Below are 26,465 nucleotides of genomic sequence, written 5' to 3'. Positions count from 1 at the left end.
GTCGCGACCGGCAGCGCGCGGGTGGAGGATTGCTGAGATCTGGCCGGAACAGATGGCGTAAACGCTCGACGGCAGTTCTATGCACCGTGATCATTGCTGTTGGAGGTTGGCTTGCCTATGGCGGCGCCGACGCTCTCCCCGGTTTCGCCACTTTGGCCAAGACACCGACGACGGATTCATTGTCGGCCGCATTTTCGATCTGCGACGGAAGCCATCGAGCGAACTGCGTCGTCGACGGCGACACCTTCTGGTTCGAGGGCCAGAAAATCCGCATCGCCGATATCGATACGCCCGAACTCAGCCCGCCCCGCTGCGAGGCCGAACGGATAAAGGGTGAGGCGGCAAAATCCCGCCTGCTGACGCTGCTCAACGCTGGAAAATTCTCGCTAGTGGATTGATCGCGACGAAAGATTCCGTCCTGAGATTCCCAACCGTTTGGGATTGTGCGACGGTTGGGGATGCGCACAGGGATCACATTTGACGTCACCGCCGCCGACCGTTCTCGGCTTGAAGCCATCATTGCTGCCCCAACGTCTCCGCAGAAGCATGTCTGGCGGGCCAAGATCATCTTGATGAGCGGCAACGGCCTGGGAACGGTCGCCATCATGCAGGCGACGGGAAAGTCCAAACCTTGCGTCTGGCGCTGGCAGGAGCGTTTCATGTCCGAGGGGGTCGATGGCCTGTTGCGCGACAAGAGCAGGCCTCCGGGCATGGCGCCTCTGGAGAGCGACGTGGTGGAGCAGGTCGTTGCGCTGACGCTGGAACCGCCTCGACAGGAGGCAACGCACTGGACCGTGCGTGCCATGGCAAATGCCGTTGGGATCGCGGCCTCTTCCGTCGTCAAGATCTGGCACGAGCATGGGCTGGCGCCGCATCGGTGGCGCAGTTTCAAACTCTCCAACGACAAGGCTTTTGCCGAGAAGCTTCACGATGTCGTCGGTCTCTACGTCTCGCCACCGGCCCACGCCATTGTCTTGTCCGTCGATGAGAAAAGCCAGATCCAGGCGCTCGACCGGACCCAACCGGGCTTGCCGCTCAAGAAGGGGCGCGCCGGCACAATGACCCACGATTACAAGCGCCACGGCACGACCACCCTGTTTGCCGCCCTCAATGTTCTCGACGGATCGGTCATCGGCCGAAACATGCAGCGCCACCGGCATCAGGAGTTTATTCGGTTCCTCAACGCCATTGAGGCGGAGCTGCCGAAAGATAAGGCGGTCCACGTCATTCTCGACAATTACGCGACGCATAAACAGCCGAAGGTCCGCGCCTGGCTGGCAAGGCATCCACGATGGACCTTCCACTTCGTCCCGATATCGTGCTCATGGCTCAATGCTGTCGAAGGCTTCTTCGCAAAACTGACACGCCGGCGGCTGAAGCACGGCGTTTTCCACTCCGTCGTTGACCCTGCAGGCGGCCATCAACCGCTTCGTCAAAGAACACAACCACGAACCAAAGCCATTCATCTGGAAAGCAGACCCCGATGAGATCATCGCAGCCGTCAAACGTGGGCACCAAACGTTGGAATCAATCCACTAGCCGCCGGGTTCCGTGACGAAGACAGATATGGACGCAAACTGCGAACCGTATTTCGTGCAGGCAATTCGCTGGGCGATGCCTTGATCAAGGAAGGGTTTGCCCGATCATGGGATGGTGCCCGACACGGCTGGTGCCAGGGCGGGTGACAGCCATCATCACCTTCCCTGCACGGGAGAGGGATAGGGGCTTGGGGAAAGGGAGGAGGGAACCGTCCCCTTTCTCCATTTGAAGGAGGGGCATTGCCCTTCCTTCATGGGGTGAGATTGAGAGGGGCGGCAGAGCACCCTTTCATAGCCGCTCGGCTCGGTCGATCCGGCTGGAGGGGCTCATGTGAATAGGCAAAGACCAGAGGCGACAAGCCGCCTCTGGTCTCGACCTCAGTCGCTCGGATCGAAAGGCTCTTTGTCCTCAAGGCCGATGTGCCATCGTTTGTCGGACCACTGCGACGGGAGGTAGATCTCATCACCGCCGAAGTGCGCAATGATGATCTCGCTGGCCTCGTGGAACAAACCGAAATCGACCTTGTTGTCGACTGCCCAAAGCAGCGCTGCAGACAGAAACTCCCGCGAGATATCGGCGGGAAGATGCACTTCCGCATCAAAATTTCGGCGCAGTCGTTCAAGCCAATCCGGCTGTTGATCCGGCCGCTTCTGATCTTCTTCCACCACACGAGCGAATTGATGCTTTGTCATCAGAGTCTCCTTTTCGTTTTCTGACGAAAGGTGTCGGCACCGTAGTCCGTGAGGGGTCAGGGACCGCGGAACGCGGCCGCCCTGCGGCGAGCGGAGGAACCGATTTTCTCTGTGCCGCTTGCGGCGTTGGGAAAATTGGAGGGGCCGCGATGTCCTTGACGCCGGAACGGCGGGTGCAAAATGGGACGTCAGAGAGAGATAGAACCGCGTCCTGAAGGGATGCGACCGCTTGCCATCTCCGATGGCGACGGGAGGCTCCGGCTGTCTCCGGACAATGAGATTTCGCAGAGGCATGCTTCTTGCTGCGAGAGGATCGTAACCCGGCGGGGCGGAGACCGCGTGCGGGCTCCGGTCGCAGTGCGACTAGAGCCGCGCGCCATCGGCGCCTCGCCCGAACGCCATTCTTCACGAAAATGAATCGGTCGCACCTGTAGGATTCACATATGTCGTTGGACGTAGCGGCGCTGTGTGACGATCATGCGGCCATGATTTCGCAACCCTACCAGCTCTATGTCGAACGAACGGATCCAGCCAAGAACATGGCGCGGTACTATGCCATGGAGATCGGGCCGACGATGTTCGGAGAGGCTTGCCTGACCCGGCGATGGGGGAGGATCGGCAAACGAGGCCAGGAGAAGCAGCATGTGTTCGAACGGGAAGAGGAAGCGGTTCGGTTGTTCCTCGACCTGGTCAAACAAAAACGTGCTCGCGGCTATCGGCCACGAGCCACTCTCCGATATTTCCAAAGCTGACCCCAATCGTCTCCGATCGCTCGAGTAGCGAAACAGGGGGCCGCCGAAGCGGTCCCCTGATGGCGCGTCATTCGCGCCGGTTCCAGTCGGTCTCGAACGACGCCTCGATCTCACGAAGAACGGAATCTTGATGGCCAGTTTCAGGCCGAGTTTCCCCTTGCGGAAGTAGTGACAGATCACCTTGCCGAGGGTGCGGAGCCGACGGCCGGTGGCGGTGAGGAACTGAGCGAGCTGTTGCACGGTATTTTCTCCTTTCGAAATGCCGATATCGCGGGGATAGGCCGCATGGCGGACAAGGAGGGACGCACCTGAAAGGACGAAACGAGAGTGAAGGACCTGCCGGCGCCAGAATTTAGCACGCGAGGAGCCGCAATACGGCGGGGAAAATTCTGGCGCCGGCTGGTTGCGGGCGACGGACGGGATGCAGCATCCCCGATGTCGATGACGGTAGATCGAAAGGAGAGTCGCAGCGGATCGCCCCTCTCGGGATCCTGGATGCCGGCGGTCCCCCCAGTGCTGGTGGTATGCCGCCCTCAGAAGGGCGGCTCGGCGTCGATGGAACCATCCTGTTCGCCAAGCATCATGATCAGCTCGGCCTGGGCGATTTCGAGCTCGGCTTCGATCTCGCGACGCTCGGCGGGCTCGATGCAAGCGTTCAGCTCGGCGCGCAGTTCTTCGATTTGTTGTTCGATCATCGTCATCTCCTTGATGTTTGAGAAAGATGACGCCCGCCGGCGTGGCGGTGGGTCAGGGTCAAGGATCGCGCATGCGACCGCCAGCGGCGGTGAGTGGAGGAGCCGAAATGCGCCAAGCATTTTGGGGGGACCGCTCATCCTTGAGGCTGGCCCGGCTCCACGGCACGATTGGCTTGATATGAGCAGACCCCACCTCTCCGTACGGCACCCAAAAAGCTGGAAACGGGCTCGACGCCCGTCGCCTGCTTTCTCAAAGCGGCCTGTTGGCCCCGCCTTAGGCGGCGGGGCCTTGGTGGGACCTCAATCCCGGTTGGGGCGGGACCAGATCAGCTGGTAGCCGTCCTCGCCTTCGACCTCGGTGAGCGTTGCGTAGATCGGCGCCGGGAAGCTCGGGTCGTCCAGCTTGACCGAGAGGTAGTCGCGGTCGGTCTCGCTGGAGCGCTTCTGCCAGGCGGCACCCAGCTCGACATTGCCGGCGTAGATACGGAAGTGCGGACCCTTGTCGGAGGGGTTTTCGATGCGGGCGATGCGGGCCTTGACGTTGAGTGCGAGGGTGCGGATCGAGCCGGTGAAGCCGCTTTCGGTGGAGGTGAAGGTGCCGATGGTAGCCATTGTCTGTTCCTTTCGGTTGTTTCGGGCCGCGCCCTTCGCGGCCTCGATGGCTGTCGCAAGGATCGGGGGCGATCGGACCGCACCTGAAAGGCCGCAATGAAATGGAGGGCGGCCGGAGAAACTTTGTTGTCGCGCGAGGAATGCGAACACAGTTCGCAGGGGGAGAAAGTTGCGGACGGCCGTTGCGGGAGAACGATCGAGGCGAAGCCGGTCTCCGATCAGACATGCCTCATCGAGCCCGCGGAGGGCGTGGCCTATGACAGCGGTGGAAGGAACTTGGTCATGGCCCTCGCCGTGCGTTGCCCCGACAGAACAGCCCGGCCGCGAAGCCGTTCCTCTGTCTCTAAAGCATAGCGTCGGCTTCGGATGCGACAAACTCGGCCGTCCGGGCAGTTGTCTCCCCTCATCAACGCAATATTGTCGGGCCGCGATTCGTCGCCTGGAGGATCTATGCGTCAGCAGACAAAGCCGTTTACCGTCGAAATCAAGCAGTCCCGAAAGCTGAAAGCCAACGATCGGAAACCATCGATCTGGGGGAGGCTGGACCTCACGTCCGATGAGCACGCGCTCGCGGAGAGAGCGCCGAAAGAGCTGTCGGCCGTTGCGGGTGACAACGACCGACCTTGACGTCTCCTACGCGGCCGCTCTCTCGTCGGCCTGAACGGGCTGGAGACCGTGCAGGAAGCTGACAGCACGCTGGGCATGCGCCGCAGCTTGGAAGATAGCCCGCTTGTCGTCAGATAGAACCTTCAGCCACGAGCCGAGATAAGACGCATGGTCCGGCCGTGGCTCCAGCTCCGGTGCGATCCCGAGATCGGCGCATAGGAAGCAACTCCCGAGCTCCGCAATCAGCTCCTCGCGGGCGCGTTCGGTCTTGTCCTTCGCATAGCGACTAAGATCGCGATCGACGCGATCGGGGCGCGCAGTCCAATGTGAATTATGCCGATATCGGCATAAGACGCATTATGCCGTAAGCCGGATTATGCCGAATCTGATGAGAACGACACTGGAATTAAACACTAACTCCGCCTTGATGGTCGGCATAATAGCTACCGGTTTGCTTTCCGTTGGCTACACTGGTCGCTGGAAATCCGCTCTCGCCTCTTCGACAGAAGCCCTGATCTCGCATCCCCAAGCGTGGTCGTTGATGAGCCCCATTGCCTGCATGAAGGCGTAGACGGTGGTTGGCCCGACGAAGGACCACCCACGCTTTTTTAAATCTTTCGATAGCGCGATTGAAGCTGCGGAAGTCGATGCAGTCTGCGGTTCGGCGCAATCTTCACGTCTCGGCTCGAAGCGCCAGATGTAGTTGGCGAAGGAGCCCTCCGCCTTGACGAGTTCTTGCGCACGCTTCGCATTGTTGATGACAGCATTGATTTTGCCACGATGGCGCACAATTCCCTCGTCCTTCAAGAGTCGTTCGATGTCGGCGTCATTGAATTGCGCGATGCGGTTGAAATCGAAGGCCCAAAAGGCAAACCTGAAGTTCTCGCGCTTGGCCAGGATTGTTCGCCAGCTCAAGCCCGACTGAAAGCCTTCGAGGCAGAGCTTTTCGAACAGACGAAAATCGTCGAAGACCGGAAAGCCCCACTCGGCGTCATGGTAATGAAGAAAGTGGGGTGCGGCCGCACACCAACGGCAGCGCAGCCGCCCGTCATGACCCAGGACAGTTCCGCTCATCAATTACCCTTTCAGGAACATAAGCCGTTCATCAAGCCGGCCTGGGGTGACTTCGTGGATCTCGGCGCTCACCACACGCTCTGCCACGAACGGATCCTCCTGAACCAACGCCTCAAGGCTTATCCGATCAATGTTGTGAGCGAGAAGTGTACCTCCCGCGTTCGGCTGCAGGCTGCCTGCAAGCAGAAAAGTTCCGCTGTCGAAACCTCTTTTGATCCAGGCATTGTGTCCCTCAAGAAATTGAGAGGCCTGCGGCTTGTTGTCGGAAAACCTGAGAAATACGATAAACATGAACTGTCCCGTTTCTTGAGCTGTGATGGAATGAGAAAGACACGCGCCTCGTTATGTCGCGTTGAGCGGTTTCGTTCGAGGCAGCTTATCACCGGTCGGTTTTGACGCCTCGGCAGCGATATCCTTCAACCAGCCCTTCATCTGATCGACCTCGCGCTGAACGAAGTCTTGATCCTGGAATGCATTGAAAAGGGTCGCTGCGCCCTGACACCGGGAGAGAAGATGCATGGCAAGCACATCCGCATCGGCTTCTCGACCCAGTGTTACGAACTGACGGCGAATCCATGTCCGAAACAGCGTGAACAATCTGCCGGCGTCTGGCTGCGCTGGATGGTTCAGTTTCGCAAGCTCGCTCGTCAAAGTCCCGATCGGGCATCCATACAGTTTGATCTTATCCCCATTCACAATCAGGATATCGATGAAGCTGCTGATCCGCTCTACAGGTGTTTCGCCCTCTATCTCCCATCGCTCCACCATGGCATTGCGATCAGCGAGGCGTTTCTGGATCACCGCTTCGAGAATGTCGTCCTTCGTTTTGAAATGGTGATAGAAGTTGCCGCGAGAAATCTTCACCAGCTCGGCAATGTCTGCAAAGGACGTGTGATCAAATCCTCTGCGATAGAACAGATCGTCCGCTACGCCGACGATCTCCTCACGTGTAGCCCGATTGGCCATCGTAGTAATTCCCTGTTGGTCTTCGGACGCCTTAGGCAGCAGAGGCCTCTTCGCCCGTGAAGAACGGATAATCAGTATATCCGGCGTCGCCCCCACCATAGAACGTCGCTGGATCAGCCGTGTTCAATGGCAATCCCTGCCGGTAACGCCGTACGAGATCAGGGTTGGCGAGAAAGGGGAGGCCGAATGCCACGAGATCGGCTTCGCCATTCGCGATTGCCTGCTTTGCGCGGGCTAGGTCATAGCCGTTGTTCGCGATATAAGTGCCAGCGAAACATGCCCGAAGAGCGCGATAGTCGACCACAGACGATTTTGCTGACATGTCTCCTTGTAGAACGTGGACGTATGCAACCCCTCGAGCCCCAAGCTCCCTGATGACGTATTCGAAATGAGCTTGCGGGTCGGAATCGACCATGTCGTTGAAGCTGTTCTCTGGTGTCAGGCGCACACCAATTCTCCCTACGGGCCAAACTTCACTGACGGCGTCGAGGATCTCGTTCAGCAATCGCATACGGTTGCCGACACTGCCGCCGTACGCGTCACCTCGCCGGTTGCTGCCGTCGCGCAGGAACTGGTCGATTAGGTATCCGTTCGCTCCGTGAATCTCGACCCCATCGAATCCCGCGCGCTTTGCCAACGCCGCGGCATGTCGAAACTGAGCGACGAGACCTGGAATCTCTGCGAGCATTAGTTCGCGCGGCGTCACAAAATCCTGCATCCCGGCGTATGTGACTGCCTTGCCGGCTGGACGAACCGGCGATGGCGCGACCGGGGGAGCTTCTTCCGGCTGGAGGCTGGGATGGGAAACCCGGCCGCAGTGTTGCAGTTGCACGAAAATACGGCCTCCTGAGGAATGCACGGCGTTGGTCAGTCGCAGCCAACTGCTCACGTGTGTGTCGGTGAAAAGGCCGGGAGTGAAGGGGTAGCCAACAGCCTCGGGAGAAACAGTAGTGGACTCGGCGATGATTAAACCGGCTGAAGCCCGCTGTTGGTAGTGCGAAACCATAATGGGCGTCACATTGCCACCACCGTCGGCGCGGTTGCGCGTCATTGGCGCCATCACCATGCGATTGGTCAGCGGCAAATCACTTAGCTGAAAGGTATTGAAGAGATCGGCGATCATGAAACTTCTCCACGACTAGGTCACTTGTCCTAGTTTGGTAATTAGGTCAATTGTCCTACTCTGTCAACATCGATATATCTTCCCTACCGACATGTGGCAAACCACCCTCTTGCGGCACTCCCGGCGTGCCGTAATCAGCTCGACCACGTCATGTCTGCCAGCAGGTCAGCAAAGGCCGGTATCGAATTGATGTAGAGTTGTTGAAGAAGATTGTTGCTCCACCAACCCGGAGCACAATGATGGACATATCCAACCGATTTACCTGCCTTGAGCCCTATCTCGCCTCTTTCGAGGAAAGCCTCTCCGCCAAGAACTACAAGCCTGCCACCGTGGAGAACTATCGTTACCTCCTGCGGCGCTTTGGCCAACTGCTGGAAGACGAGGGAATTGCGCCGTCAGGTTTGACGACAGAACTTGCGGTCGAATTGGGTCGGCGGCTGCCGACGACACCAAAGAGCCAAAACAAGGTTCCCAACCTTGCCAGGCTATTTGTCGAGCACCTGATCGAAATCGGCGTAGCGACGCGACCGCCACTCACTGCTGCGCAAGCCGAACGCCGAGAGCTTCTCGGCAACCTTGAGCTTTACCTTCTGCGGCAGCGCGGCCTCAGCCCACGGTCCGTCAAACACGTGCTGGGGTTTGCCGCCCGCTTCCTGGCTCATCGCTTTGGAGACGGTGGGCTCGATCTTGCTGTGCTCAGCGCCCGCGACGTCGTTGCGTTTATGGAGCATGTTATCGCGCGCAAGACGCCCTACCGCGACAAGACGTTGTCCACGCATCTGCGTGGCTTCTTCCAGTATCTGTTCGCCCGAGGTCTGACCACCACCAACCTCTCGCTCTGCGTGCCCAGGGTGCACAAGCCTTGGGGCGAGAGGCTTCCGCGATATCTGTCGCCCGACGAAGTGGATGCCCTTCTGGCATCGGTCGCGACCAATCCGCGGCGTGGCGCCCGTGACTACGCGATGTTGCTTTTGATGGCCAGGCTCGGCATGCGCGCGCCGGAGGTCATGGCGATCCAGCTCGATGACATCGACTGGCGGGCCGGCGAGCTTCTGGTTCGCGGAAAGGGTCAATGTCATGACCGTCTGCCAATCCCGCCAGACGTCGGCGAGGCAATCAGCAGGTATTTGCGCGACGAGCGAACGTCAACGACAACCCGCACGCTGTTCGTGAGCCATCGGGCACCGAACCGCCCGTTCAAGGATAGCCAGATCGTCAACTCGATTTTGCGGGAAGCGTTCGCGGCAACCGGGGTGAAGCCGCCGACACCCTATGTCGGATCGCATGTTCTGCGTCACAGCCTTGCGACAAACCTGGTTCGGTCCGGTGCCTCGCTGGAGGAGATCGGCGATCTGTTGCGGCATCGATCGCGTGCAACAACGATGATCTATGCGAAGCTCGACACGGATGGATTGCGCTCCATCGCCCAGCCTTGGCCGACTGTGGAGGCAGCGCAATGAGCTTCCTCGCCGAACAGCATCGCTACATCAGCATCAGAAGACGGCTGGGTGCCGACCTGAGTACGGACGAACGCATTTTGCGTCGCTTCACCGCCTTCGCCGATAACAATGGTGCGGAGTACGTCGATACCAGATTGATCATGCGCTGGCTCGAAAGCCTGCCCTCCGCCAGTGCCGGAACACGAGGCGCTCGCTTCCGGGTCGCTCGTCAATTTGCCCTCTGGCTACACGGCATGGATCGGCGGCACGAGGTTCCGCCCCAGGGGTTGGTGCCTGCTCATGTCCAACGGGTACATCCATACATTTACAGCGACGCCGAAATCATTGCGATTATCGAGCATGCCAGCACGTTGCCATCAGTCTACGGCATCCGCGGTCTCACCTGTTCGACGCTCTTCGGCCTGATCGCCGTGACCGGACTTCGGATTAACGAAGCCCTGCGTCTCGACCAGACCGATCTCGATGTTGAATCGGGCGTCCTTCGTGTTCGCTTCGGAAAACTTGGCAAGGAACGGCTTTTGCCGCTGGATCAAACCGTCGTGCACCAACTGGAGATTTATAGGCGTGAACGGGACCGGCTATTAGGGCACAGATCAGAGCCCATGTTTGTCACGTGCGATGGCCATCGTCTCGGCGATTGCGGCGCACGCTACAACTTCGCGCTCGTCTGCCAGCAGATCGGTTTGAGGCCGAGGCAGGCTTACAAGCGCCATGGGCGCGGGCCACGTATCCACGACCTTCGCCACACCTTCGCGGTTCGGACGATGCTGAACTGGTATCGTTCCGGCCAGGATGTCGGGCGCGAGATGATCAAGCTCACGACCTGGCTCGGTCACGCAAGCCCCGCCAATACCTATTGGTATCTGGAGGCGGTTCCGGAATTGCTGGAATTGGCTTCCGCCCGAATAGCAAGGGCGGCGGAGGGGGAGCTATGAAGGCGAGCAGTTTCCCCGCACTCATCCAACGCTTCTTCACTGACCGGCTATGCACACAGATGGAGGCAAGCCCCCACACCATCGCCGGCTACCGGGATACATTCCGGCTGCTGATACGCTACGCTGGCTCTCGGCGTGGAAAGCCGCCCACGAAGCTGACGATCGAAGATCTTGACGCCGATCTCGTCGCCGACTTCCTAACCCACGTCGAGACGGCGCGCGGTAACACGGCACGAACCCGCAATACGCGCCTTGCCGCAATACGCTCATTCTTCCGATACGTTGCGATGACCGATCCGACCTGGCTTCTTCATTGCCAGCGCATTCTCTCGATGCCAAGCAAGCGATACGTGAAGCGAAGTGTGACGTTCCTGGACGCAGAGGAAATAGCGGCGCTGTTGGCCGCGCCGGATCGAACGACGTGGGTGGGGCGACGTGATCACGCCCTGCTGTTGCTTGCGCTTCAGACCGGATTGCGGGCCTCCGAGCTGATCAGTCTGCGCTGCAATGATGTGGTCCTTAGCACCGGCGCCCACATCCGGTGCATCGGGAAGGGGCGAAAGGAACGCAGTACGCCTCTTCGTCGCGATACGGTAAAGCTGATCCAGGGTTGGATTGGGGAGCGCCGTGACAGCGACAGTCCCCTGTTCCCCTCGATCCGGGGCGAGCGGCTCAGCCGTGATGCGCTTGAACATCTGGTGCGCAAGCATTGCCTCACGGCATCCCGAGCATGTCCGAGCCTCAAGAGCAAGCGCGTAACGCCGCATACCTTGCGACATAGCACGGCGATGGAACTGCTTCATCACGGCGTCGACCAATCCGTGATTGCGCTCTGGCTTGGGCATGAATCCGTGGAAACGACCCAAATCTATATCCACGCCGACATGCGGTTGAAGGAGAAGGCGCTCTCTCAAGTCACCAGGCCGGAAGCCCATCCAGGACGATATCAACCCAACGACGAACTGCTCGCGTTCCTAGAATCGCTCTGATTATGCCGAACCGTCGCATGGCCGAATAGAGGAGTTTCCACCCTGAAGATCGGTCATGCGGCATAATCCGGCTTACGGCATAATGGCAACTTTCGTGACTGAGCGTGGCCACGTAGGACGCCGCGTCGCGGAACGTTTCGAACGGCGGCATCTGGATGTGGTCCGTGATAGGGGAATAATAGGCCTGCGCTCCACCATGGCGGATGACAGCGCCCGTGTTGCGGAAAAAGCAATCGGCGTGCTCGATGTGCTCGATCGCATCGAGCACCGGGGTCGGTGGGTGACGATAGTGTTCGGGCAGTCCGCCGATCTGCTCGATGTTGAACACTGTGTAAGCCTTCAAGAATGGGATTTCTCGATCGACTTCTCCACCACTGCCGTCCGCCTCGGACTTGGTGAACCGGCTGGCGAAGACGACCGTCGAACCGGTCTCGCCCTTTCGCACCGCCGCCCCCAGTTCAAGCGCCTGCTTGAAGGTCATCCACATGGGGGAAGTGAACCCCCGCGCCATTCCCTCCGACCATAACAAGAGAATGTTCATGCCCGAATACGGCTGGCCGTTGTGGCGCAGCGGCAGGGTGATCCGGCCATTGGTGGTGGCCGCGTGCCAGGGTTTCATCCAAGGCTTCACACCCTTTTCAAGATCTGCGACGATCCTATCCGTGATCCGCGCATAGATGTCGGCGCGTTCGCCTTCGGCTTTCCTGCTCATGTCATTATGCTCCGTTTTGGAGGCCGCGCCATCGCGGCCCCGTCGCGGAGGTCCGAAAGCAGGAGCGATCAGGAGGCCGGCCGCACCGGAACGGCCGTAACGGAGTGAAGGACGGCAAAGCCGTTGCGGCAGGCGCCGGCTCCTGCAGGACCGCCGAGCGGGACGGGACGCGTGGCGGGCGGGGTCCGTGTTCTTCCTTCTCTTCTTTCGTGACATGGAAAAAGGCCGGTCCGAAAGGAACCGGCCTAAAGGTCAAAGAGGGAAGAGATGGCGAAGCCGAAGCTCTCCGCGCGACAAGCGGCTCAACCGAGAGCCGCCATCTGTGCCTCGGCCGCCTTGCGGTCGAGCGATTGGCCCAGGTTTTCGACCGGGCGGTCGAAGGGCTTCCAGGCTTCGCCGATGACGTGGCTGTAAGCTGCGACTGCGCCCTCGGCGGCCATCCGCAACGCGTGGGACTGTATGCCCATGTCGGCGGCGAATTCGCGTTTGCGCTGGGCGGCGCTGTCGTAACCGACCGGGCCATCGAGATCCTCGTCGCGGGCATCGTTTGCCGATTTGGCGGTTGCGTCTCGGGCTTCGGAGATTGCTCGACTGTAGAACTGGCCGGCGCCGTGCGCCGAGCCGACATAGGCACCGACGATACGCTGGAGATGGATCTGCATCGCCTTCTCACCGAGACCGTCCGAGAGGCTATCGGCGGTCTCAATGATCAGGCGCTCGTGGAGTTCACGGATGCCGTCGCTGTCGACCACCGCGGTTCCGAAACTCTCGGCGATCAGCATTGCCTGGGCGGTGTCCGGGCATGTGAGCCTGACCATTTCAAGGGTGGCGCCCTTGCGGAGCGGCACGACGCGGGCGGCAGGTCGATTGGTTGCGGGCTTGGCCATGGGATCTTCCTTTCGTGGTTTTCACCGAAGCGGCTCCGGCCCCTGCCGGTCTGCCCTTCGATGCGGTCGACAGGAATCGGTTGAGGACGGGCGCTTTCACAGGTCCGAGACGGCCGGACGAGCGAAACGGGTTTGCGAACAAGCGGGGTAAAGCCCTGCGAAGGGCGCGGAGCCGTTTTGCGAGGGAGGCTGCACCGGCCGCTCCGCGGCGCGCCAGCGGCCTTGAAACGACCGGCCGCCGGTTCAGACCGCGGCGAAAACGAAGGGCGGGCCGGCAGGGGTCGGGCTATGACTCAGAAACCCCGAAGGACAGAAACCACTGCGACCGATAGCCCCCGCATCCCTTTCTCCCGCTCGGATCAGCCGCCACGAAAGCCCCATCCGGTCGGGCTCACGCCGCCGCATTGCCCACATCATCGCCGAGCACATACGCATGGTGGCGATCGCCCGCTCCTGACGTTGGAGTTTGCGAGCCAGGGCAGCGATTTCCGTTCGCCGCTCGACGTGATCGTGAAACAGCAACTCGTCGGAGCGCGTCCACCGCCGCGCCGCCTCAATGCGGAACAGAAGAACGCGAGAACTGACCGGATTCATGGACCGGTCACCCGCGGCTGCCAACTGATGAACGACGACGGTCCGTCATGGCCAGCATGTCGCGCGGTATCGATGACGAAGCCAAATCGGCCGACCTCGTACTCGTCGCTTGGCACAAAGAAGCGGCGCTCTTCCGCGTGGACGGCACGCACGCCACCAATCGTGGCGATAACTTCGGTCATGCCGGGTTGGTGATCTGAGCGTAGCGCGGAGATGACGATCCAGTCGCCGGCATGCTCGCGCTCAAAGGCGCGGCGATCCTTCTCGTGGGATTCGGCCGAAAATCGATTCCCAGGCATCGGGCAAGAAATCCCGGATCGTCCGATCGGCGGACTTGCGCTCGTATCTCGTAAAGGTGTTCCGGATAGGCGAGGGCAACCGCGGCCCACGCGGCACCTTCGTCGTACCAACCACCGGCGCAACGAAGCATCACATGGATTTTGCCGTTGCGATCGTTGGACAACTTGAACCCGCCATGCCCGGCCGTGGTGTGAGATACGATACCCTCCGCGTAGACGGTGGCGCCCTGCGACGGTCCCCATGGGGTGGAGCAGCTCATCCGGACAGTCTGCCGGGCGAGCGCCCAGAGGTCTCGGGACGTGCTCCGCCTGTTCGAACATCCGTGCCCGAAATTCCGCCTCATCCGCAACGGCGCCATGATGCGAGTAGAAGTCGTAGCGCTTGAGCTCGGAAGACGGCCGTGACACGCGCCAGGCACTCGCGAGAAAATGCTGGCCGTCACGTCCCGGCACCGTGGCGAAAACGAGATCGCCGACACGGGCAACCGGCATGTCATCGGCGCTGCGGCCAAACTCCACCCCTGAACCTTCAGGGGTGGAAGCTGCTTTGGCTTGGAGAGCAGGCGTGTTCATGCCGCGACCCTCCCTTCGACATGGGCGGCCGCCACTTCATCGGCAGTGACCTCTTCCAGCACGGCATTGGGATAGCCATGCTGCGTCAACCATTCTCCGCGGCTTGGCGATTGGCGGCGAGGTGGACGATCTCGGCGTTTTCGCCGGCGAGGTCGAAGACCCTGATGTGGCCGAGCTGCGGGCGCTCGATCACCTTGAATGTCAGGTTGGTGTCGAGCGAGAACGTCCGGTGGATGCGAATGGTGATGACGCCTTTGGCGCTGAAATCGCCCTCATGCAGCGTAAAATCCGGCGACAGGCCGACATTGCCGATGCCACGCTTGCCCTCCTTGCGGATCAGGCGGCCCTTGCTGTTGCGGTCTTCCCAGGCGGCGAGCTTCTTCCTGTGGCGCTCGGGCGGGCGGTGCGTGCCGTCGGACCAGACGACAATCGAGCCATGGGGTGAGGTCATAAATCAAAGACGCGGACATGCGTATTCTCCTATTTTGAGGTGAGGAAACAAAGCCGCCGCCGGTGATGGCCGGCGGCGGTATCGATCAATATGACGTTGTGGGGGAGGATTACTCTGCCGCAATTCCGTAAGCGGTATCAGGATCCTCAGTGCTGGTGTCAGCGGCGGCATCGTCCAAGTCTTCGAGCTCGGTGTCGGCTGCGCTGCCGCCGTCTTCGGTTTCCGGAACATGCGGTTTGACAAGTGCGCGATCCTCGATCGACGGATCAGACCCACCGTCGGCGCCGTTCTCGATGCCGCCGATCGGCCGGTCGGCAGGTGCATCTTCGTCCTCGCTGCCATGCTCCATGTTCTTGGCCAGCCACTCGGCCAGCTTTGCGTCATCGGGTGCGAAGAGGGCTGCCGGATGCACGAAGCGTTCTTCCTTGAAGTGCTCGACAAGGGCAGCCCGGGTGTCCCTGACGCGCGGGCGGGGGGCGACACTGGTGCCGCCGCAGGACGCTTCCAGCGCCGGGCGGGAGAGGCACGCGAGGAACTCCTCCGTGCCCATGTTCGGAAGATAGGTGTCGGCGCCTATGGCATCGCCGGCGATCCGGGCGACAATGCCGCTGTCCGTGCGGTTGGTCCGCGCCGACAGTGCGTCGATCAGTGTCAACCTGGCCACGACACGAAGCGTATCCGTGTCGAATTCCAGCTCGCCGCTTTCACCGATCAGCGGGACCGCGTGCCGGGCAAAACGCCTGGAGCCGTAGACATGGTTAGAGGTTTCGGAGCCGGAATCTACCGAGACGTTCTGCCCGGCGAATGCGAGGACGAGCAGCGCCATGAGGGTATCGTCCTCAATCGGCGCTCGTGCCAGTGCCTCGTGCAGAGCGTCTGTGCGGAAATCCCCGATCATGTCGAGGCCGTTTCGGGTCACGTCGGGACGGGTCTTCGCTGCAACGTCGATACCTTCGTTTTCGTCCTCGCCGCCGGGGGCGGTCGGATCGCCCTTTCCCTTCGCCTTCTTGATCTCCGGCAACCGGAAATGGGCGGACTGCACCTTCCCCTCGCGATCAAGATACATAGCGGTGCAATCGCCTTTGCCGGGCTTGCCGTAGACACGCTCCGCCTTCGGCGGCAATTGCGGTTGGCCCCAATTGTTGAGCTCGACGATGGAACCCTTCTTGGGAAGATTGCTGCTCATCCATTCCTGCTGCGCACCGAGGAATGCTTCGACGTTGGTGGTATAGCGGTTATCCTGGTCGGCCGGTCCGAACAGGTCTTCCGCCCATTCGATGCCATAGGCCTGGCGGAGATCGTCGCCGAAACTCGCATCGCGCGCGAACATGCGGGTCTTGGTGAGGCCGTTGGCGATCGCCCACCAGGATGCTGTGTCACTCTTCTTCGGCTTTTGTGCCTTCCAGACTTCCTTCTGCTCGTGGAGTGACGCCGCGGAAATCGTGCGAAGCTGCTGCTCGCTCGGCATGTCGCCCTTGGCCATGTGATCGAGCATCGCAGGCAGGACATTGGCGAGCAGACGAAGCTTGCGGATCTGTCTGACCGACAACGCCAGCGCGATCGCAATCGCTTCCTCGGTCCAACCGAGTGCAACGAGACGCTCGATGCCCCGCCATTGGTCGACCGGATTGAGGGGCTCGCGCGCGATGTTTTCGATCATCGATCGCATCGCGCCATTGTCGTTGGCCGCCTCGACGACGATAACATCGATTTCCTCGATGCCGGCGGCGATGGCCATGCGCGTGCGCCGGTGGCCCGCTTCGATGACATAGCCGTTTCCGCTGGCTTCGGCGAAAATGACGGGCGGCTGGATGACGCCGACAGCCTTGATGGTCGCAAGCAGCAGCGCGTCGGCCTGGGGCGTCGACTTCGACTGACGAGTATTGTCGGGATTGTCCTTCAGCGCACGCGGATCGACTTTCATGAGTTGCATGGGAATGTTCCTTTTTCCGGCGATGCGGACGCGGCCTTCTGCCGGTCCTTCCTGTCTTCATTTTTTTCTGAAGACACCTCCCGGAGCGCAAAGCGGCCCGACCGGCGCAACTGCGGGCGAGCTGCCCTGCCGCGAAGGATAAGCGGGGCCAACAGCCATGCGAAAGACGAGTGGCCGGGATGCGGAGTGCCGCGGTTGAGCGCCAGCGGCGGCGGGAGGACCGATCTGCGACCGGTTTTCCTTCCCTTTCCCCTTCTCCTTTCCCAACTTCTTCTGATAAGCGCTCTGCTACAGAGCTCGGTATCTGGGTTGAGCGGGAACAAAAAAATGGGCCGTCGGAAGAACCGAGGCCCATGAAGTGTGAAGGTTATTTAACCTCCAGAGGGGAACAGCTGTTGCGGCGGCACTGGGAGGAGACCGCCATGTGCATCAGCTGTGTGCACTATGATGATATTTTGATCAGATGGAAACCATTTATTGTGCAATGCACCTATGCATATGCTGCACTGCTTCCAAAATCAGGCTGCCTCCCTGGTAGGGGCACCTGCTTCGCACGCCTCGGCTGCGAGCTCGGCCTCAACCTCCCGGAGCTGGCGACGCTTTTCGGGCAGCTCACTCGCGAAGGCAAAATCGCCACCCTGACGGGACAGGAAGCCGCCGATCTTCGGCATGTTCTTTTTCACACGGAAATGATCGCTCTCAATGCCTTGTTGCAGGTGCTTGGTCGCATAGTGCGCGGGGGCGGGCTGTAGGAGCCCGTCTTCAACCGAAGCTTTGGTCGCCGACGGGAAGGTATTTGCACCATCTGTGCAGATCTTGTTCGGCGACAGTAAGGGTTGATCTTTCAGCGTCTTGCGGAAGAACCGCTTGGCGGCTTCGAGATCTCGCTTTGCAGAAAGCAGGAAATCCACCGGGTTGCCATGCTTATCGATGGCTCGGTATAGATAGCGCCATTTGACGCGGATCTTAACGTAGGTCTCGTCAATCCGAACCGATCCGCAATGCGGCCGGCGAAACTGCCGAAGACGCTTCTCGATCATCGGCGCATAGCTCAATACCCAGCGGTTGATCGTGCTATGATCCCTCGAAGCCGCGCTCTTCGAACATTTCTTCCAGATCACGATAGCTCAGGGGATATCTCAAATACCAGGTGACCGCCTGTACGATCAGCCATGCCTCGAAATGCCTGCCTTTGAAATCATCCTTCGACTGCCGCTTCAGCTTTTCGGCAATAGCATTTAGAATCGTCCGTAGGCTCCACAACATTTGGAGCGGAAATTTCTCCTCCGACGATCAACATACCGTTAAGCGCAAAAATTTGCGAAGGGCCCCTCTTTAACGTTCCCCGCCACGATATTCCATCCACCCACCATCGAGAACTGCGAGCAACTGCCATGCAAGCATGGCGCCAAATCGCCCGCCTTCACGCCGAATGAACCAAAGCCTCACTCCCAGATCTTGTTTTCACAGCGTTAAGTTTACGGTGCCAGCCCTTCTGTAGGATGCCCCTACTGAATCCCACCTTCGCTGACATGGAAATGGCCCTGCCGCTCGATGCCCGTCAGGAAGGTGGTTTTGTGGACGCCGGCAGAGAGAATCTCCGCGTATGCCAGTTCCTCACTCTCCGGCGCATCGCCGCCCAGCACGCGGCCTGTCATCGTCTTCGGCGCTTCGATGCCCAACAGTGACAGGATTGTGGGCGCAATGTCCGTGATTGAACTCGGAGCATCTGAAACCCGGCCCTGCGCGAGTCCCGCGCCGTAGCCCGCGAGAACGGCCGTGAACTCGCCGCGATGCAGCCCCCCATGCGTGCCGCCGCCTATCCGCAGATCGTTGTCGCCGGGGTCGTAAAAGACCGAATCCACATGCCCGGCCTGATCGGTCTGATTGTCGGCAGGCGTTTTCCCGAGGTGCACGAACAGGCCAGGAGCGCGCTCGCCGCCCGCACCCAACAGTTCCAGCGCAAGACTGCCATCCACCGTGCCGCTGGTGCTGCCCGGTTCACTGGCAGGGCTGAATGCGCCGCCGAACCATACCTGTTCCATCATGAAGTCCCGTATGTCCCGCAGTAAGGCCGGGTCATCATGTTTGAGCCACAGGCCCACGGCGCGGCCCGGTCGAACAAGCACCTGCGTTGCATGATCGTTGAACGATGCCGCCGCCTTGAAACCGGCCTGACAAAGAGCGTCGGCCACGTTGACTGTGCCGCCGATCGTCACATGGCCATGATCGGAAACGATAAACAACGTGATGCTGTCGCGCTCCGGCTGGGCGTCCCGCCATGCCCGCAGCTCTCCAATTACATCATCGCAGGCCCGCATAATCTCTCGTAGCTGGGTCGATTGCAGGCCGTGCAGATGGCTGACGCTATCGACTTCGGTGCACCATAGAATGGTGGCGGCGGGCTTGTCGTAGGGCCATACTTCGCGCTCAAAAACCCGGAACGCTGTCATTGGTCCATCGGCGGAGATGCCCCCGGCCGGGATTTTCAGGGAACGATGGGCGCGGGCGGCAAACGAATGCGGGTAGCCGATCTGGGGATGGCGGACATTGAACCCGGTTTGTCCGCGCTGCTGGCCCTTCCAGTTCAGCGCGGGCAGAACGCCGGGGCCACTCGACGTGACGACCGCAAACGGCCGTCCCGCTTGGTGTAGAACTTCCGAGATCGAGGGCACTTTCACCAGGTTGCCCGCTAGGCGTTCATCCGCCGCCCACCAATCATGCGTGGTTTCTGTGAACACTTGATCGGGGCTGGTCCCCCGGATATAGAATTGGTTTCCGGCAATCCCGTTCACCTGCGCGGTTGCGCCAGTGGCCAAGGCCGTGAGCGCCCCCCGCGTCTCGCTGGGGAACACAGTGGTATGACGGCGGCTCCACGTTCCGTCGCTGGCCAGCGCCGCAAGATGGGGCATGGTGCTTTCAGCGACCAGATCGGGCCGCAGGCCGTCAATTCCCAGCACCACGACATGGCGCGCGTCATTGGCCATTGGTGTTTTCTTCCATGTTGTTCGTATCGTTCTTTTGTGGACAAACCACGCGCACACCTGCATCCTTGAACCCATCCGCAAAGCGGGCGGGCGGTGGCTCGTCGGTGACGATGGTTCCAATGTCCGACAGGGACGCCGAGACATAAGCTCCTGACGCGCCGAATTTGCTATGGTCAGCAACGAAGATGCGACGGCGACTGCGCTCGAACAGCAGTCGCTTGAAGCGTTGCAGGTACTTGCTTGACTCTACCAAGCCATGCACCGGGTCAACGCCGTAGGCTGCAATGATGGCCGTGTCGAAAATGCACTCGGAAATGGCCTCTAGTACTTGTTCGCCCATTAGCGCGCCATTGGCATAGTCGTACTCCCCCCCGGTGAGCGTGACCCGGTGCTTGAGGCCGCTTTGCAGCACTTCCGCGATGGCCGGCATGTTCGTCATGACCGATACCGCAGGGCCATCGTTCAACGCCTTTGCGACGGCCAGTGCTGTGCTGCCGTGGGTGATGAATATCCAGCCGTCCCGGGTCGCGGTTTGCGCTGCCAGCTTTCCAATCACGGCTTTTTCTGCACTCAGGCTGGCCAGCCGCGACGGCAGCGGCGCGGCGCGGGAAACTGGGATTGCGCCCCCATGCACCCGCGTCAGCAGGCCGTCCTTTTCGAGAAGGACCAGATCACGACGGACGGTTTCCATCGTCACCGAGAAGCGCTCGGCCATTGCGGCAATTCCAATGCCTTCGCCTGTGCGAAGCATATCAGCTATGGCTTGCAGGCGGCTTGCTGCCGGTAGTTTCGTCACAAATTCCTCACTCTACACGATGGAGTCGGCCGCGCTTGCAACCGATATGTTGTCATTTTTGGGAATAATTGCCTTTCAAATATCTGTCAACGGCTCTTTCATGACAGTTTTCGCGAGCATACACTGAAAATGCCTGCCATTCCTTCATCTCACCTTATGGGTTCCAAGCAAAAGCGCACTTTCCTGGCACGTATTTTCTGTAATTGCCACTTTATGCCAGATATTGTCACATTCTTGTAAAGAGTAGCCGTTAGTCGGCAAGGCTTCATTTAATTGCTAGTTCCCGCGAGAGGAAACCGGATGATTAGGAAACGGATGACTGCCTATCTGACTGTAGGTGTTGCTTGCCTGGCCATGCCATTTGGCGCGCATGCTGACGAAATGGATGATCTTGTCGCGGCTGCAAAGGCCGAAGGGCAATTGACGGTTATTGCCCTCGGGCATGATTGGTGCGGCTATGCTGCGCTGATTCAAGGCTTTAAAGATAAATACGGCCTCACCGTAAACGAACTCAGCCCGACTGCCGGATCCGGTGAAGAATTGGCAACGATCAAGGCTAATATTGGCAACAACGGCTCGCAGGCGCCGGATGTCATCGATGTGGGCCTTGTTTTTGGCCCCATTGCGCAGAAAGAGGGCTTGCTGCAATCGTACAAGGTGCAAACGTGGGACGAAATCCCGGCCACCGCCAAAGACCCCGAAGGGCAATGGTACGGCGACTATTACGGCGTGCTTTCTTTCGTCGTGAATAAGGACGTTATCTCAAAGTCTCCAGCCGATTGGGCTGATCTTCTCGACCCCGCCTATCGCAAGAGCGTTTCACTGCCTGCTGACCCGCGAACCGCCAACAATTCCATCCTGAGCGTCTATGCCGCGGGCCTTGCAGCCGGCGCGCAGCCGGGCGCGGCAGCAGCCCGCGCTGGGCTCGAGTTCTACCGCCAATTGAAGGACTCCGGCAATCTCCTTCCCGGTTTCGGCTCTGCAGCATCCATCGCCAAGGGCGAAACGCCAATTACCACGCGCTGGGATTCCAACGGCATCACCTATGCCGAAAATTTCAAGGGAAATCCGCCACTGGACACCATTGTCCCGGCAAGCCTTACCGTGGCTGGCGTTTATGCCCAAGCCATCAGCAAGTACGCGCCGCATCCGCATGCCGCCAAGCTCTGGATGGAGTACCTTTATTCCGACGAGGGGCAACTTGGCTACCTCAAGGGCCTTTGCCACCCCATCCGCTTTGACGCCATGCGCAAATCCGGCAAAATTGCCGATGACATGCTGACCAAGCTCCCGGCGACAGGTAACAATCTAGTATTTCCCGAGTTGTCCCATCTAGTGGAAGCCGGCGAAGTGATTGCCAAGGAATGGACTTCAACCGTAGGCGCAGGCAGCAAATAAGTTGAAACCACAGTCCACACACGGCAAGCCCGGTGCGAGTGGCATTCGCGCCGGGCTGGCAGGTACCTCATCCCTCAAGTCCATTGACTGGCCCGCACTGCTTGCCACGGCCCCGTTTTTCATGTTTGCCATCGTCATGATGGTGATGCCCACCGCGGCGCTACTGGCCACGGCCTTTGTTGATAAGCAGGGAGGTTTTACGTTAGCGAACTTCGCGGAGATCGTCACGCCGGAGGTTGCCGACGCCTTCATGGCTTCGGCCAAAATCTCCGCCGTCACCGCCGGTCTTGGAACGGTGCTCGGGCTCGTACTGGCCCTCACCGTTGGCCGGCGCATGACCAGCCAGAAGGTGAAGGCCGCCGTTATGAGCTTTTGCGGCGTGGCCTCGCATTTCTCAGGCATTCCCCTTGCCTTCGCCTTCATCGCCACTTTGGGGCGGCTTGGCCTCGTGACTGTGTTTTTACGGAAGGCCTTCGGCATCGACATTTACGCGGCAGGTTTTGAGCTTGCTAGCTTTTCCGGCTTGACGCTTACCTACCTGTTCTTTCAGGTCCCGATTGCATTCACGATCATCATGCCCGCCGTTGACCGGCTTTCCACACAGACACGTGAGGCGGCCGAGATGTTGGGTGCCACGGCTACCCAGTATTGGCGCTTTGTTGGCCTGCCAATCCTCTGGCCAACAATCCTCGGGGCGTTGGCGTTGTTGTTCGCCAATGCATTCGGGGGCGTCGCAACGGCCTACGCGCTGACAGGAACGGCGGTGAACGTCATCCCGATCTTGCTCTACGCGCAAATTCGCGGCGACGTGCTGCACAACGAGCAGCTTGGCGCCGTCCTAGCCTTGCTCATGGTATTTGTCATGACGGTGACCATTTCTCTTTACCTGATGCTTCGCGTGCGCTCCGAACGGTGGATGAAATGAAATTCGTCCTGCGCTATTCCCCTTGGACCATATTCGCCATCGCCGCAGTGTTCTTTCTGATGCCGCTTTTCAGCACGGCGGAATTTTCATTAAGCATCCGGCGCGGCGTATATTCGCTTGAGGCTTACGAGTCGGTTTTCTTAGACCCGGAATTTGCGGCCAGCTTCTTCTATTCGCTGATAATAGCAGTATTGACGATTATCTTTGGCACGATCATCGTGGTTCCGATGGCCTATTATGTCCGGTTGCGCCTCCAATGGCTACGGCCTGTGGTGGAAATCTTCGTGATGCTGCCCATGGTCGTGCCGCCTATCGTGCTTGTCTTTGGCTATCTGCGGCTGTTTTCGTCATCGTCGGTGCTGCCGCTGGCCGATAGCAGCGCTGGTGCGAGCATCCTGCTTATCTGCGGCTGTACCACATTATCTCTGCCGTACCTCTACCGCACGATTGATACCGGCTTGCAGACGATTGACGTTCAGACGCTGACGGACGCCGCTGGCATTCTCGGCGCTCGGCCATTCGCGACAATCAGGCTGGTGATCTTCCCGAACATCTTGCCTTCCGTCATGGCAGGCGCATTCCTGACCTTCGCGGTCGTGATGGGCGAATTCGTGATTGCTAGCCTTTTGACGCGCCCGGCTTTCGGCACCTACATTCAAAAAATCGGCATGAGCAAAGCCTATGAGCCTGCGGCTCTGACCATCCTGTCTTTTGCCATCACTTGGGGCGCACTGGCCATGATGAACGTCATGACGCGGTTTTCGCGGCGAGCAGGGTAGGGTTTCCTCTCATTCTTCTGGTGTGAACGGTATCCTGTATCTGAAGGCTCTGCAGATGCTGGTCCGTCACGCCAAGAAGCATGGCATCGAGCTGAGGCAGAGCGATACGCGTCTGACGAAAGCAGCGGCGGTGCGCGCCGGCCGTTATGCCCATGCCCGGCAATTCCGCCGCATGCGCCGCGAACTGAAGCGCCGGCGCATCTCTCTTGGCTGCGTCTTGCGCGATATTGGCCGCAAGGTCGCCGGCAACGTCGAAGTGGAGCGGACTTTTGCCCGGCTGTTCGGTCTTATCGAACGGCTGCTGGCGCAAAAGCCGAAGGACAAGAACAAGGTCTATGCGCTGCATTGCTCCCGAGGTCGTCTGCTTCTCGAAGGGCAAGGCTCGCGCGCCATTCGAGTTCGGTTGCGAGGTAGGGTTCGCGGCGACGGACCGCGAAGGGCTGGTTCCGGCCGCCAAGGCATTCGAAGACAATTCCTATGGCGGGCACACCCTCTCACATCCCGTCGACCAGGCTGTTGCCATGGGTGGTATCAAGATCGCATCTACGTCGAGGAATATCGCGGTCATGATTACACCGGATCGGCGTCGGTGATGATTGCCGGAAGCCGGCGCGGGCTGACGCCGACCATGCGACGGGAGCTGAAACGACGATCGGCCATCGAGCCCACCATCGGCCATATGAAGACCGATGGCAGGCTGGACCGGAACTTCCTTCTCGGGCACGATGGCAACACCATCAATGCGCTGCTCGTCGGCGTAGGTCACAATCTGCGCCTCATCCTGGCCAAACTGGCCCCTTTGGCGTGGTTCATCAGGGCCGCGCTTAACGTTCTCATGGCGAAATCGGATACTTCTCCAGATCTTCCCAACCGCCAGAAGATCAATGATTTAAGCCTTTCTTCAGGCCGACTAATTAGGGGCTGGCGGGCGAAAAGACCGCTTCCGGTTTTACACTTTCGTCGGTAATGGCGCGGGCGAAATGCTCCTCGTCCGCGAACATCCGAAGCCAAGTTTCAATCGAAATGGCTTTCCAGGCGTTTTGAACGGTACTACGGGTGACCTCGCGCACGAGCTCTTCCCTTACCAGAGCCAGATTTTCATAATCGTAGACGTCCCGCTTTTGCGCCGCGACGGAGTTGAACAAGAGATCAAATGTCGTCAACAACCAAGTCCGCATTGCGCTGTCATACATCAGCTGTTGTATTCGCTTCGGTCGCTTTACAAGCTCCTCGGGCAAAAACATCGCCGACGCTTGGCGCAGGATAAGCTTATTTCCTTTGTCGTTGACCTTCTGGGCGTCAGGAATGCGCATTGCGGTTCGGACGACGTGGGTGTCGGCATACGGCATGCGCAGATCGATGCCAAAACGAGCGGCTAGCATTTCCTGGGCACCCATCCGCTCGTCCCGCCTATCCATTGTGGCGACAAGTTCGGCATGCAAGGAACCGTGAGAAGGCGACCGCGTCCGCAGCGTCGCGTGGGTGCCGCTTGCTGCCCCCTTGAGGATTGTAAGGCTTCCATTTGGGGCCGATTCCTCATCAGTTGGCCGCCCGTTAAGGCTCTTCCACAACTGTGTGTGGAAGTTCATGCCTCCAAATAATGTATCCGAGAGATTGCCAGAAAATAGAACATCGACATGCGACCCTGCCATCTCGCAAAGCCCGAACAAGCATGGATACTCGTCATAGCCCCCGGGGTTCTCCATCGCCCACATCGCTTCTGGAAGCAGTCGTGAAAATTCTGATGGTTCCAGAAATAGTTCGTGATGCTCCAGTCCCAAAGCCAACGCGGTCAACCGGGCGCCTTCGATCTCGGGGTCTCCTCCGTTGTGACCAACAGTGAACGACTTGACCGTGATTTGCTTCATGGAGCGGGCGACCAACTCTGCGATTAGAGCTGAGTCCACTCCGCTACTCAGCATTATGCCCACCGCTGGCGGTTGATCGGCGCCGAGCCTTTCCACAGCGCTCAGCAAAGCGTCTGCGACCACCTCCACCGGTACGAAAGCATCCGCTATCGCAGGCGTGAACGATGATGCCGCCTCCGATGGAAAGGAATTGTCTTCATAACTGACCTTCGACCATTTTCCGGGCAAAACCGGCTTTACCTGGGAAAAGAATGTTAGCCCGCTCGGCACCCACCCGGTTCGTTCGAATCCCTTGATCGCTTCCAGGTCGATTGATCGATCAAAGCCAGCCAAAGCCCGAAGGCATTTGTATTCAGTGCAGAAGGCCAGGCCCCTTCCGATCCGCGTGACATAGAGGGTGTTGACCCCGATGTTGTCACGGAGGAAACGAATCTGTTGCTTCGGTATGTCGACCAGTGCGATGCAATAGTGACCATTTACTGCATCTGGGGCGTCCAGCTTGCCTGTTGCGTAAAGCTCCGCAAGATCCGCGGCCATCGAGACCTGTTTTCCTTCGACAGAAGGGGATCCGGTATAGGCCACCATCAACTCTGGATCCTTGAAGATTCTACCAGGCAACCTACTGACCGTGGTTAGTGAAATGTCGGCCCCTTTGATCGTGTCGACGTAACTTCCCCGGTGTTTCAGCATCCTGGAAAATAGTACGGGGTCGACAAGTGGCATGCCGATCGAGCCAAACATTGCGTCCACGATAATCCTCTCCTGTTCGATGGCTAAAATGACGTGCCAAACTCGAATTGTGCTTTTGTTGCTTAGCCGG

The 26,465-nt window shown here is 59.5% G+C and carries 23 protein-coding genes and 9 pseudogenes; 14 read left to right on the top strand and 18 right to left on the bottom strand.

All coding sequences use genetic code 11. The features are described from left to right. Window positions 1-86 precede the first annotated feature (86 nt). The 3 pseudogenes from NE851_RS07735 to NE851_RS07725 all read left to right on the top strand — a co-directional run. Window positions 87-389 (top strand): annotated as a pseudogene (locus NE851_RS07735) (thermonuclease family protein); the annotation flags it as partial. A gap of 69 nt (window positions 390-458) precedes the next feature. Next, a pseudogene (locus tag NE851_RS07730) lies at window positions 459-1,539 on the top strand (IS630 family transposase). Then, window positions 1,524-1,685 (top strand): annotated as a pseudogene (locus tag NE851_RS07725) (thermonuclease family protein); the annotation flags it as partial. The pseudogenes NE851_RS07730 and NE851_RS07725, both read left to right, overlap by 16 nt. Window positions 1,686-1,916: 231 nt before the next feature. On the opposite strand, the gene NE851_RS07720 reads toward NE851_RS07725, so the two are convergent. Beyond that, window positions 1,917-2,231: a hypothetical protein gene (locus tag NE851_RS07720; RefSeq protein WP_128408836.1), complete on the bottom strand. Its 315-nt coding sequence runs from the start codon at window positions 2,229-2,231 to the stop codon at window positions 1,917-1,919. A gap of 443 nt (window positions 2,232-2,674) precedes the next feature. On the opposite strand from NE851_RS07720, the gene NE851_RS35305 reads away from it, so the two are divergent. Beyond that, window positions 2,675-2,983, top strand: a complete 309-nt coding sequence (locus tag NE851_RS35305) for a WGR domain-containing protein (RefSeq protein ID WP_130784881.1) — start codon at window positions 2,675-2,677, stop codon at window positions 2,981-2,983. 168 nt (window positions 2,984-3,151) lie between these two features. Continuing rightward, window positions 3,152-3,295 (top strand): hypothetical protein, encoded by a 144-nt coding sequence (locus NE851_RS07710; protein ID WP_245488070.1) that lies wholly within the window; start codon window positions 3,152-3,154, stop codon window positions 3,293-3,295. Between the two features lie 221 nt (window positions 3,296-3,516). Here the strand turns inward: NE851_RS07710 and NE851_RS07705 are convergent, their stop codons facing one another. Continuing rightward, a complete protein-coding gene (locus tag NE851_RS07705; protein ID WP_018516739.1) occupies window positions 3,517-3,678 on the bottom strand; it encodes a hypothetical protein in 162 nt (53 codons plus the stop codon). Between the two features lie 300 nt (window positions 3,679-3,978). Beyond that, on the bottom strand, window positions 3,979-4,290 hold the full coding sequence (locus tag NE851_RS07700; RefSeq protein WP_127431460.1) for a DUF736 domain-containing protein: 312 nt from the start codon (window positions 4,288-4,290) through the stop codon (window positions 3,979-3,981). 450 nt (window positions 4,291-4,740) lie between these two features. On the opposite strand from NE851_RS07700, the gene NE851_RS07695 reads away from it, so the two are divergent. Next, on the top strand, window positions 4,741-4,917 hold the full coding sequence (locus NE851_RS07695; RefSeq protein WP_018482051.1) for a hypothetical protein: 177 nt from the start codon (window positions 4,741-4,743) through the stop codon (window positions 4,915-4,917). Between the two features lie 6 nt (window positions 4,918-4,923). On the opposite strand, the pseudogene NE851_RS07690 reads toward NE851_RS07695, so the two are convergent. From NE851_RS07690 to NE851_RS07670, 5 genes and pseudogenes are all read right to left on the bottom strand, one after another. Continuing rightward, window positions 4,924-5,223 (bottom strand): annotated as a pseudogene (locus tag NE851_RS07690) (zincin-like metallopeptidase domain-containing protein); the annotation flags it as partial. A gap of 138 nt (window positions 5,224-5,361) precedes the next feature. Beyond that, window positions 5,362-5,970, bottom strand: a complete 609-nt coding sequence (locus tag NE851_RS07685; protein WP_254956053.1) for a DNA-3-methyladenine glycosylase I — start codon at window positions 5,968-5,970, stop codon at window positions 5,362-5,364. A gap of 3 nt (window positions 5,971-5,973) precedes the next feature. Continuing rightward, window positions 5,974-6,261, bottom strand: a complete 288-nt coding sequence (locus NE851_RS07680) for a YciI family protein (RefSeq protein ID WP_254956055.1) — start codon at window positions 6,259-6,261, stop codon at window positions 5,974-5,976. Between the two features lie 51 nt (window positions 6,262-6,312). After that, window positions 6,313-6,936, bottom strand: a complete 624-nt coding sequence (locus NE851_RS07675) for a TetR/AcrR family transcriptional regulator (RefSeq protein WP_254956058.1) — start codon at window positions 6,934-6,936, stop codon at window positions 6,313-6,315. 31 nt (window positions 6,937-6,967) lie between these two features. Next, window positions 6,968-8,059 (bottom strand): alkene reductase, encoded by a 1,092-nt coding sequence (locus NE851_RS07670; protein ID WP_254956060.1) that lies wholly within the window; start codon window positions 8,057-8,059, stop codon window positions 6,968-6,970. Window positions 8,060-8,298: 239 nt separating this feature from the next. On the opposite strand from NE851_RS07670, the gene NE851_RS07665 reads away from it, so the two are divergent. The 3 genes from NE851_RS07665 to NE851_RS07655 are packed head-to-tail and all read left to right on the top strand — an operon-like array spanning window position 8,299 to window position 11,443. Then, window positions 8,299-9,519, top strand: a complete 1,221-nt coding sequence (locus NE851_RS07665) for a site-specific integrase (RefSeq protein WP_254956290.1) — start codon at window positions 8,299-8,301, stop codon at window positions 9,517-9,519. Further along, window positions 9,516-10,454, top strand: a complete 939-nt coding sequence (locus tag NE851_RS07660) for a tyrosine-type recombinase/integrase (RefSeq protein WP_254956062.1) — start codon at window positions 9,516-9,518, stop codon at window positions 10,452-10,454. The genes NE851_RS07665 and NE851_RS07660 overlap by 4 nt, the downstream gene beginning before the upstream one ends. Further along, a complete protein-coding gene (locus tag NE851_RS07655; protein ID WP_254956064.1) occupies window positions 10,451-11,443 on the top strand; it encodes a tyrosine-type recombinase/integrase in 993 nt (330 codons plus the stop codon). Before NE851_RS07660 ends, NE851_RS07655 begins: the two co-directional genes overlap by 4 nt. On the opposite strand, the gene NE851_RS07650 is transcribed toward NE851_RS07655, so the two are convergent. The 7 genes and pseudogenes from NE851_RS07650 to NE851_RS07620 form a co-directional block, all read right to left on the bottom strand. Beyond that, window positions 11,370-12,155, bottom strand: coding sequence for an ArdC family protein (locus NE851_RS07650; protein WP_254956926.1), 786 nt, complete (start codon window positions 12,153-12,155; stop codon window positions 11,370-11,372). The genes NE851_RS07655 and NE851_RS07650 overlap by 74 nt on opposite strands. 302 nt (window positions 12,156-12,457) lie before the next feature. Next, complete coding sequence (locus tag NE851_RS07645) at window positions 12,458-13,042, bottom strand: hypothetical protein (RefSeq protein ID WP_128408831.1); 585 nt, start codon at window positions 13,040-13,042, stop codon at window positions 12,458-12,460. Between the two features lie 243 nt (window positions 13,043-13,285). Beyond that, window positions 13,286-13,636 carry a hypothetical protein gene (locus NE851_RS07640; RefSeq protein ID WP_130714105.1) on the bottom strand — a complete coding sequence of 117 codons (351 nt, stop codon included), beginning with the start codon at window positions 13,634-13,636 and terminating at the stop codon, window positions 13,286-13,288. Next, a pseudogene (locus tag NE851_RS07635) lies at window positions 13,633-14,508 on the bottom strand (DUF7007 domain-containing protein). The gene NE851_RS07640 and the pseudogene NE851_RS07635 overlap by 4 nt, the downstream one beginning before the upstream one ends. After that, a pseudogene (locus NE851_RS07630) lies at window positions 14,505-14,978 on the bottom strand (UCP036055 family protein). The pseudogenes NE851_RS07635 and NE851_RS07630 overlap by 4 nt, the downstream one beginning before the upstream one ends. 90 nt (window positions 14,979-15,068) lie before the next feature. Further along, entirely contained in the window at window positions 15,069-16,892 is a 1,824-nt protein-coding gene (locus NE851_RS07625) for a ParB/RepB/Spo0J family partition protein (RefSeq protein WP_254956920.1), read from the bottom strand. A 644-nt stretch (window positions 16,893-17,536) separates the two neighbouring features. After that, window positions 17,537-18,158: pseudogene (locus NE851_RS07620) on the bottom strand (IS6 family transposase); the annotation flags it as partial. Between the two features lie 65 nt (window positions 18,159-18,223). Here NE851_RS07620 and NE851_RS07615 point away from each other — a divergent pair. Next, a pseudogene (locus tag NE851_RS07615) lies at window positions 18,224-18,328 on the top strand (IS6 family transposase); the annotation flags it as partial. A 72-nt stretch (window positions 18,329-18,400) separates the two neighbouring features. On the opposite strand, the gene NE851_RS07610 reads toward NE851_RS07615, so the two are convergent. Both NE851_RS07610 and NE851_RS07605 read right to left on the bottom strand, forming a co-directional pair. After that, window positions 18,401-19,879, bottom strand: a complete 1,479-nt coding sequence (locus NE851_RS07610; protein ID WP_128408829.1) for an alkaline phosphatase family protein — start codon at window positions 19,877-19,879, stop codon at window positions 18,401-18,403. Then, entirely contained in the window at window positions 19,869-20,594 is a 726-nt protein-coding gene (locus NE851_RS07605; RefSeq protein ID WP_254956916.1) for a DeoR/GlpR family DNA-binding transcription regulator, read from the bottom strand. The genes NE851_RS07610 and NE851_RS07605 overlap by 11 nt, the downstream gene beginning before the upstream one ends. A 396-nt stretch (window positions 20,595-20,990) precedes the next feature. Between NE851_RS07605 and NE851_RS07600 the strand changes: the two genes are divergently transcribed. From NE851_RS07600 to NE851_RS07585, 4 genes and pseudogenes are all read left to right on the top strand, one after another. Further along, window positions 20,991-22,073: an ABC transporter substrate-binding protein gene (locus NE851_RS07600; protein WP_397463103.1), complete on the top strand. Its 1,083-nt coding sequence runs from the start codon at window positions 20,991-20,993 to the stop codon at window positions 22,071-22,073. A 1-nt stretch (window position 22,074) separates the two neighbouring features. Then, window positions 22,075-22,998: an ABC transporter permease gene (locus tag NE851_RS07595; RefSeq protein ID WP_130692316.1), complete on the top strand. Its 924-nt coding sequence runs from the start codon at window positions 22,075-22,077 to the stop codon at window positions 22,996-22,998. Beyond that, window positions 22,995-23,777 (top strand): ABC transporter permease, encoded by a 783-nt coding sequence (locus tag NE851_RS07590; protein WP_065276647.1) that lies wholly within the window; start codon window positions 22,995-22,997, stop codon window positions 23,775-23,777. Before NE851_RS07595 ends, NE851_RS07590 begins: the two co-directional genes overlap by 4 nt. Window positions 23,778-23,811: 34 nt before the next feature. After that, window positions 23,812-24,670: pseudogene (locus tag NE851_RS07585) on the top strand (transposase); the annotation flags it as partial. 21 nt (window positions 24,671-24,691) lie between these two features. Here the strand turns inward: NE851_RS07585 and NE851_RS07580 are convergent. Next, entirely contained in the window at window positions 24,692-26,386 is a 1,695-nt protein-coding gene (locus NE851_RS07580) for an asparagine synthetase B family protein (RefSeq protein ID WP_254956986.1), read from the bottom strand. Window positions 26,387-26,465 lie beyond the last annotated feature (79 nt).

It is taken from the genome of Rhizobium anhuiense bv. trifolii (genome assembly GCF_024346605.1).
Classification (GTDB): Bacteria; Pseudomonadota; Alphaproteobacteria; order Rhizobiales; family Rhizobiaceae; genus Rhizobium; species Rhizobium anhuiense.
This window is presented reverse-complemented; position numbering and strand designations above follow the sequence as displayed.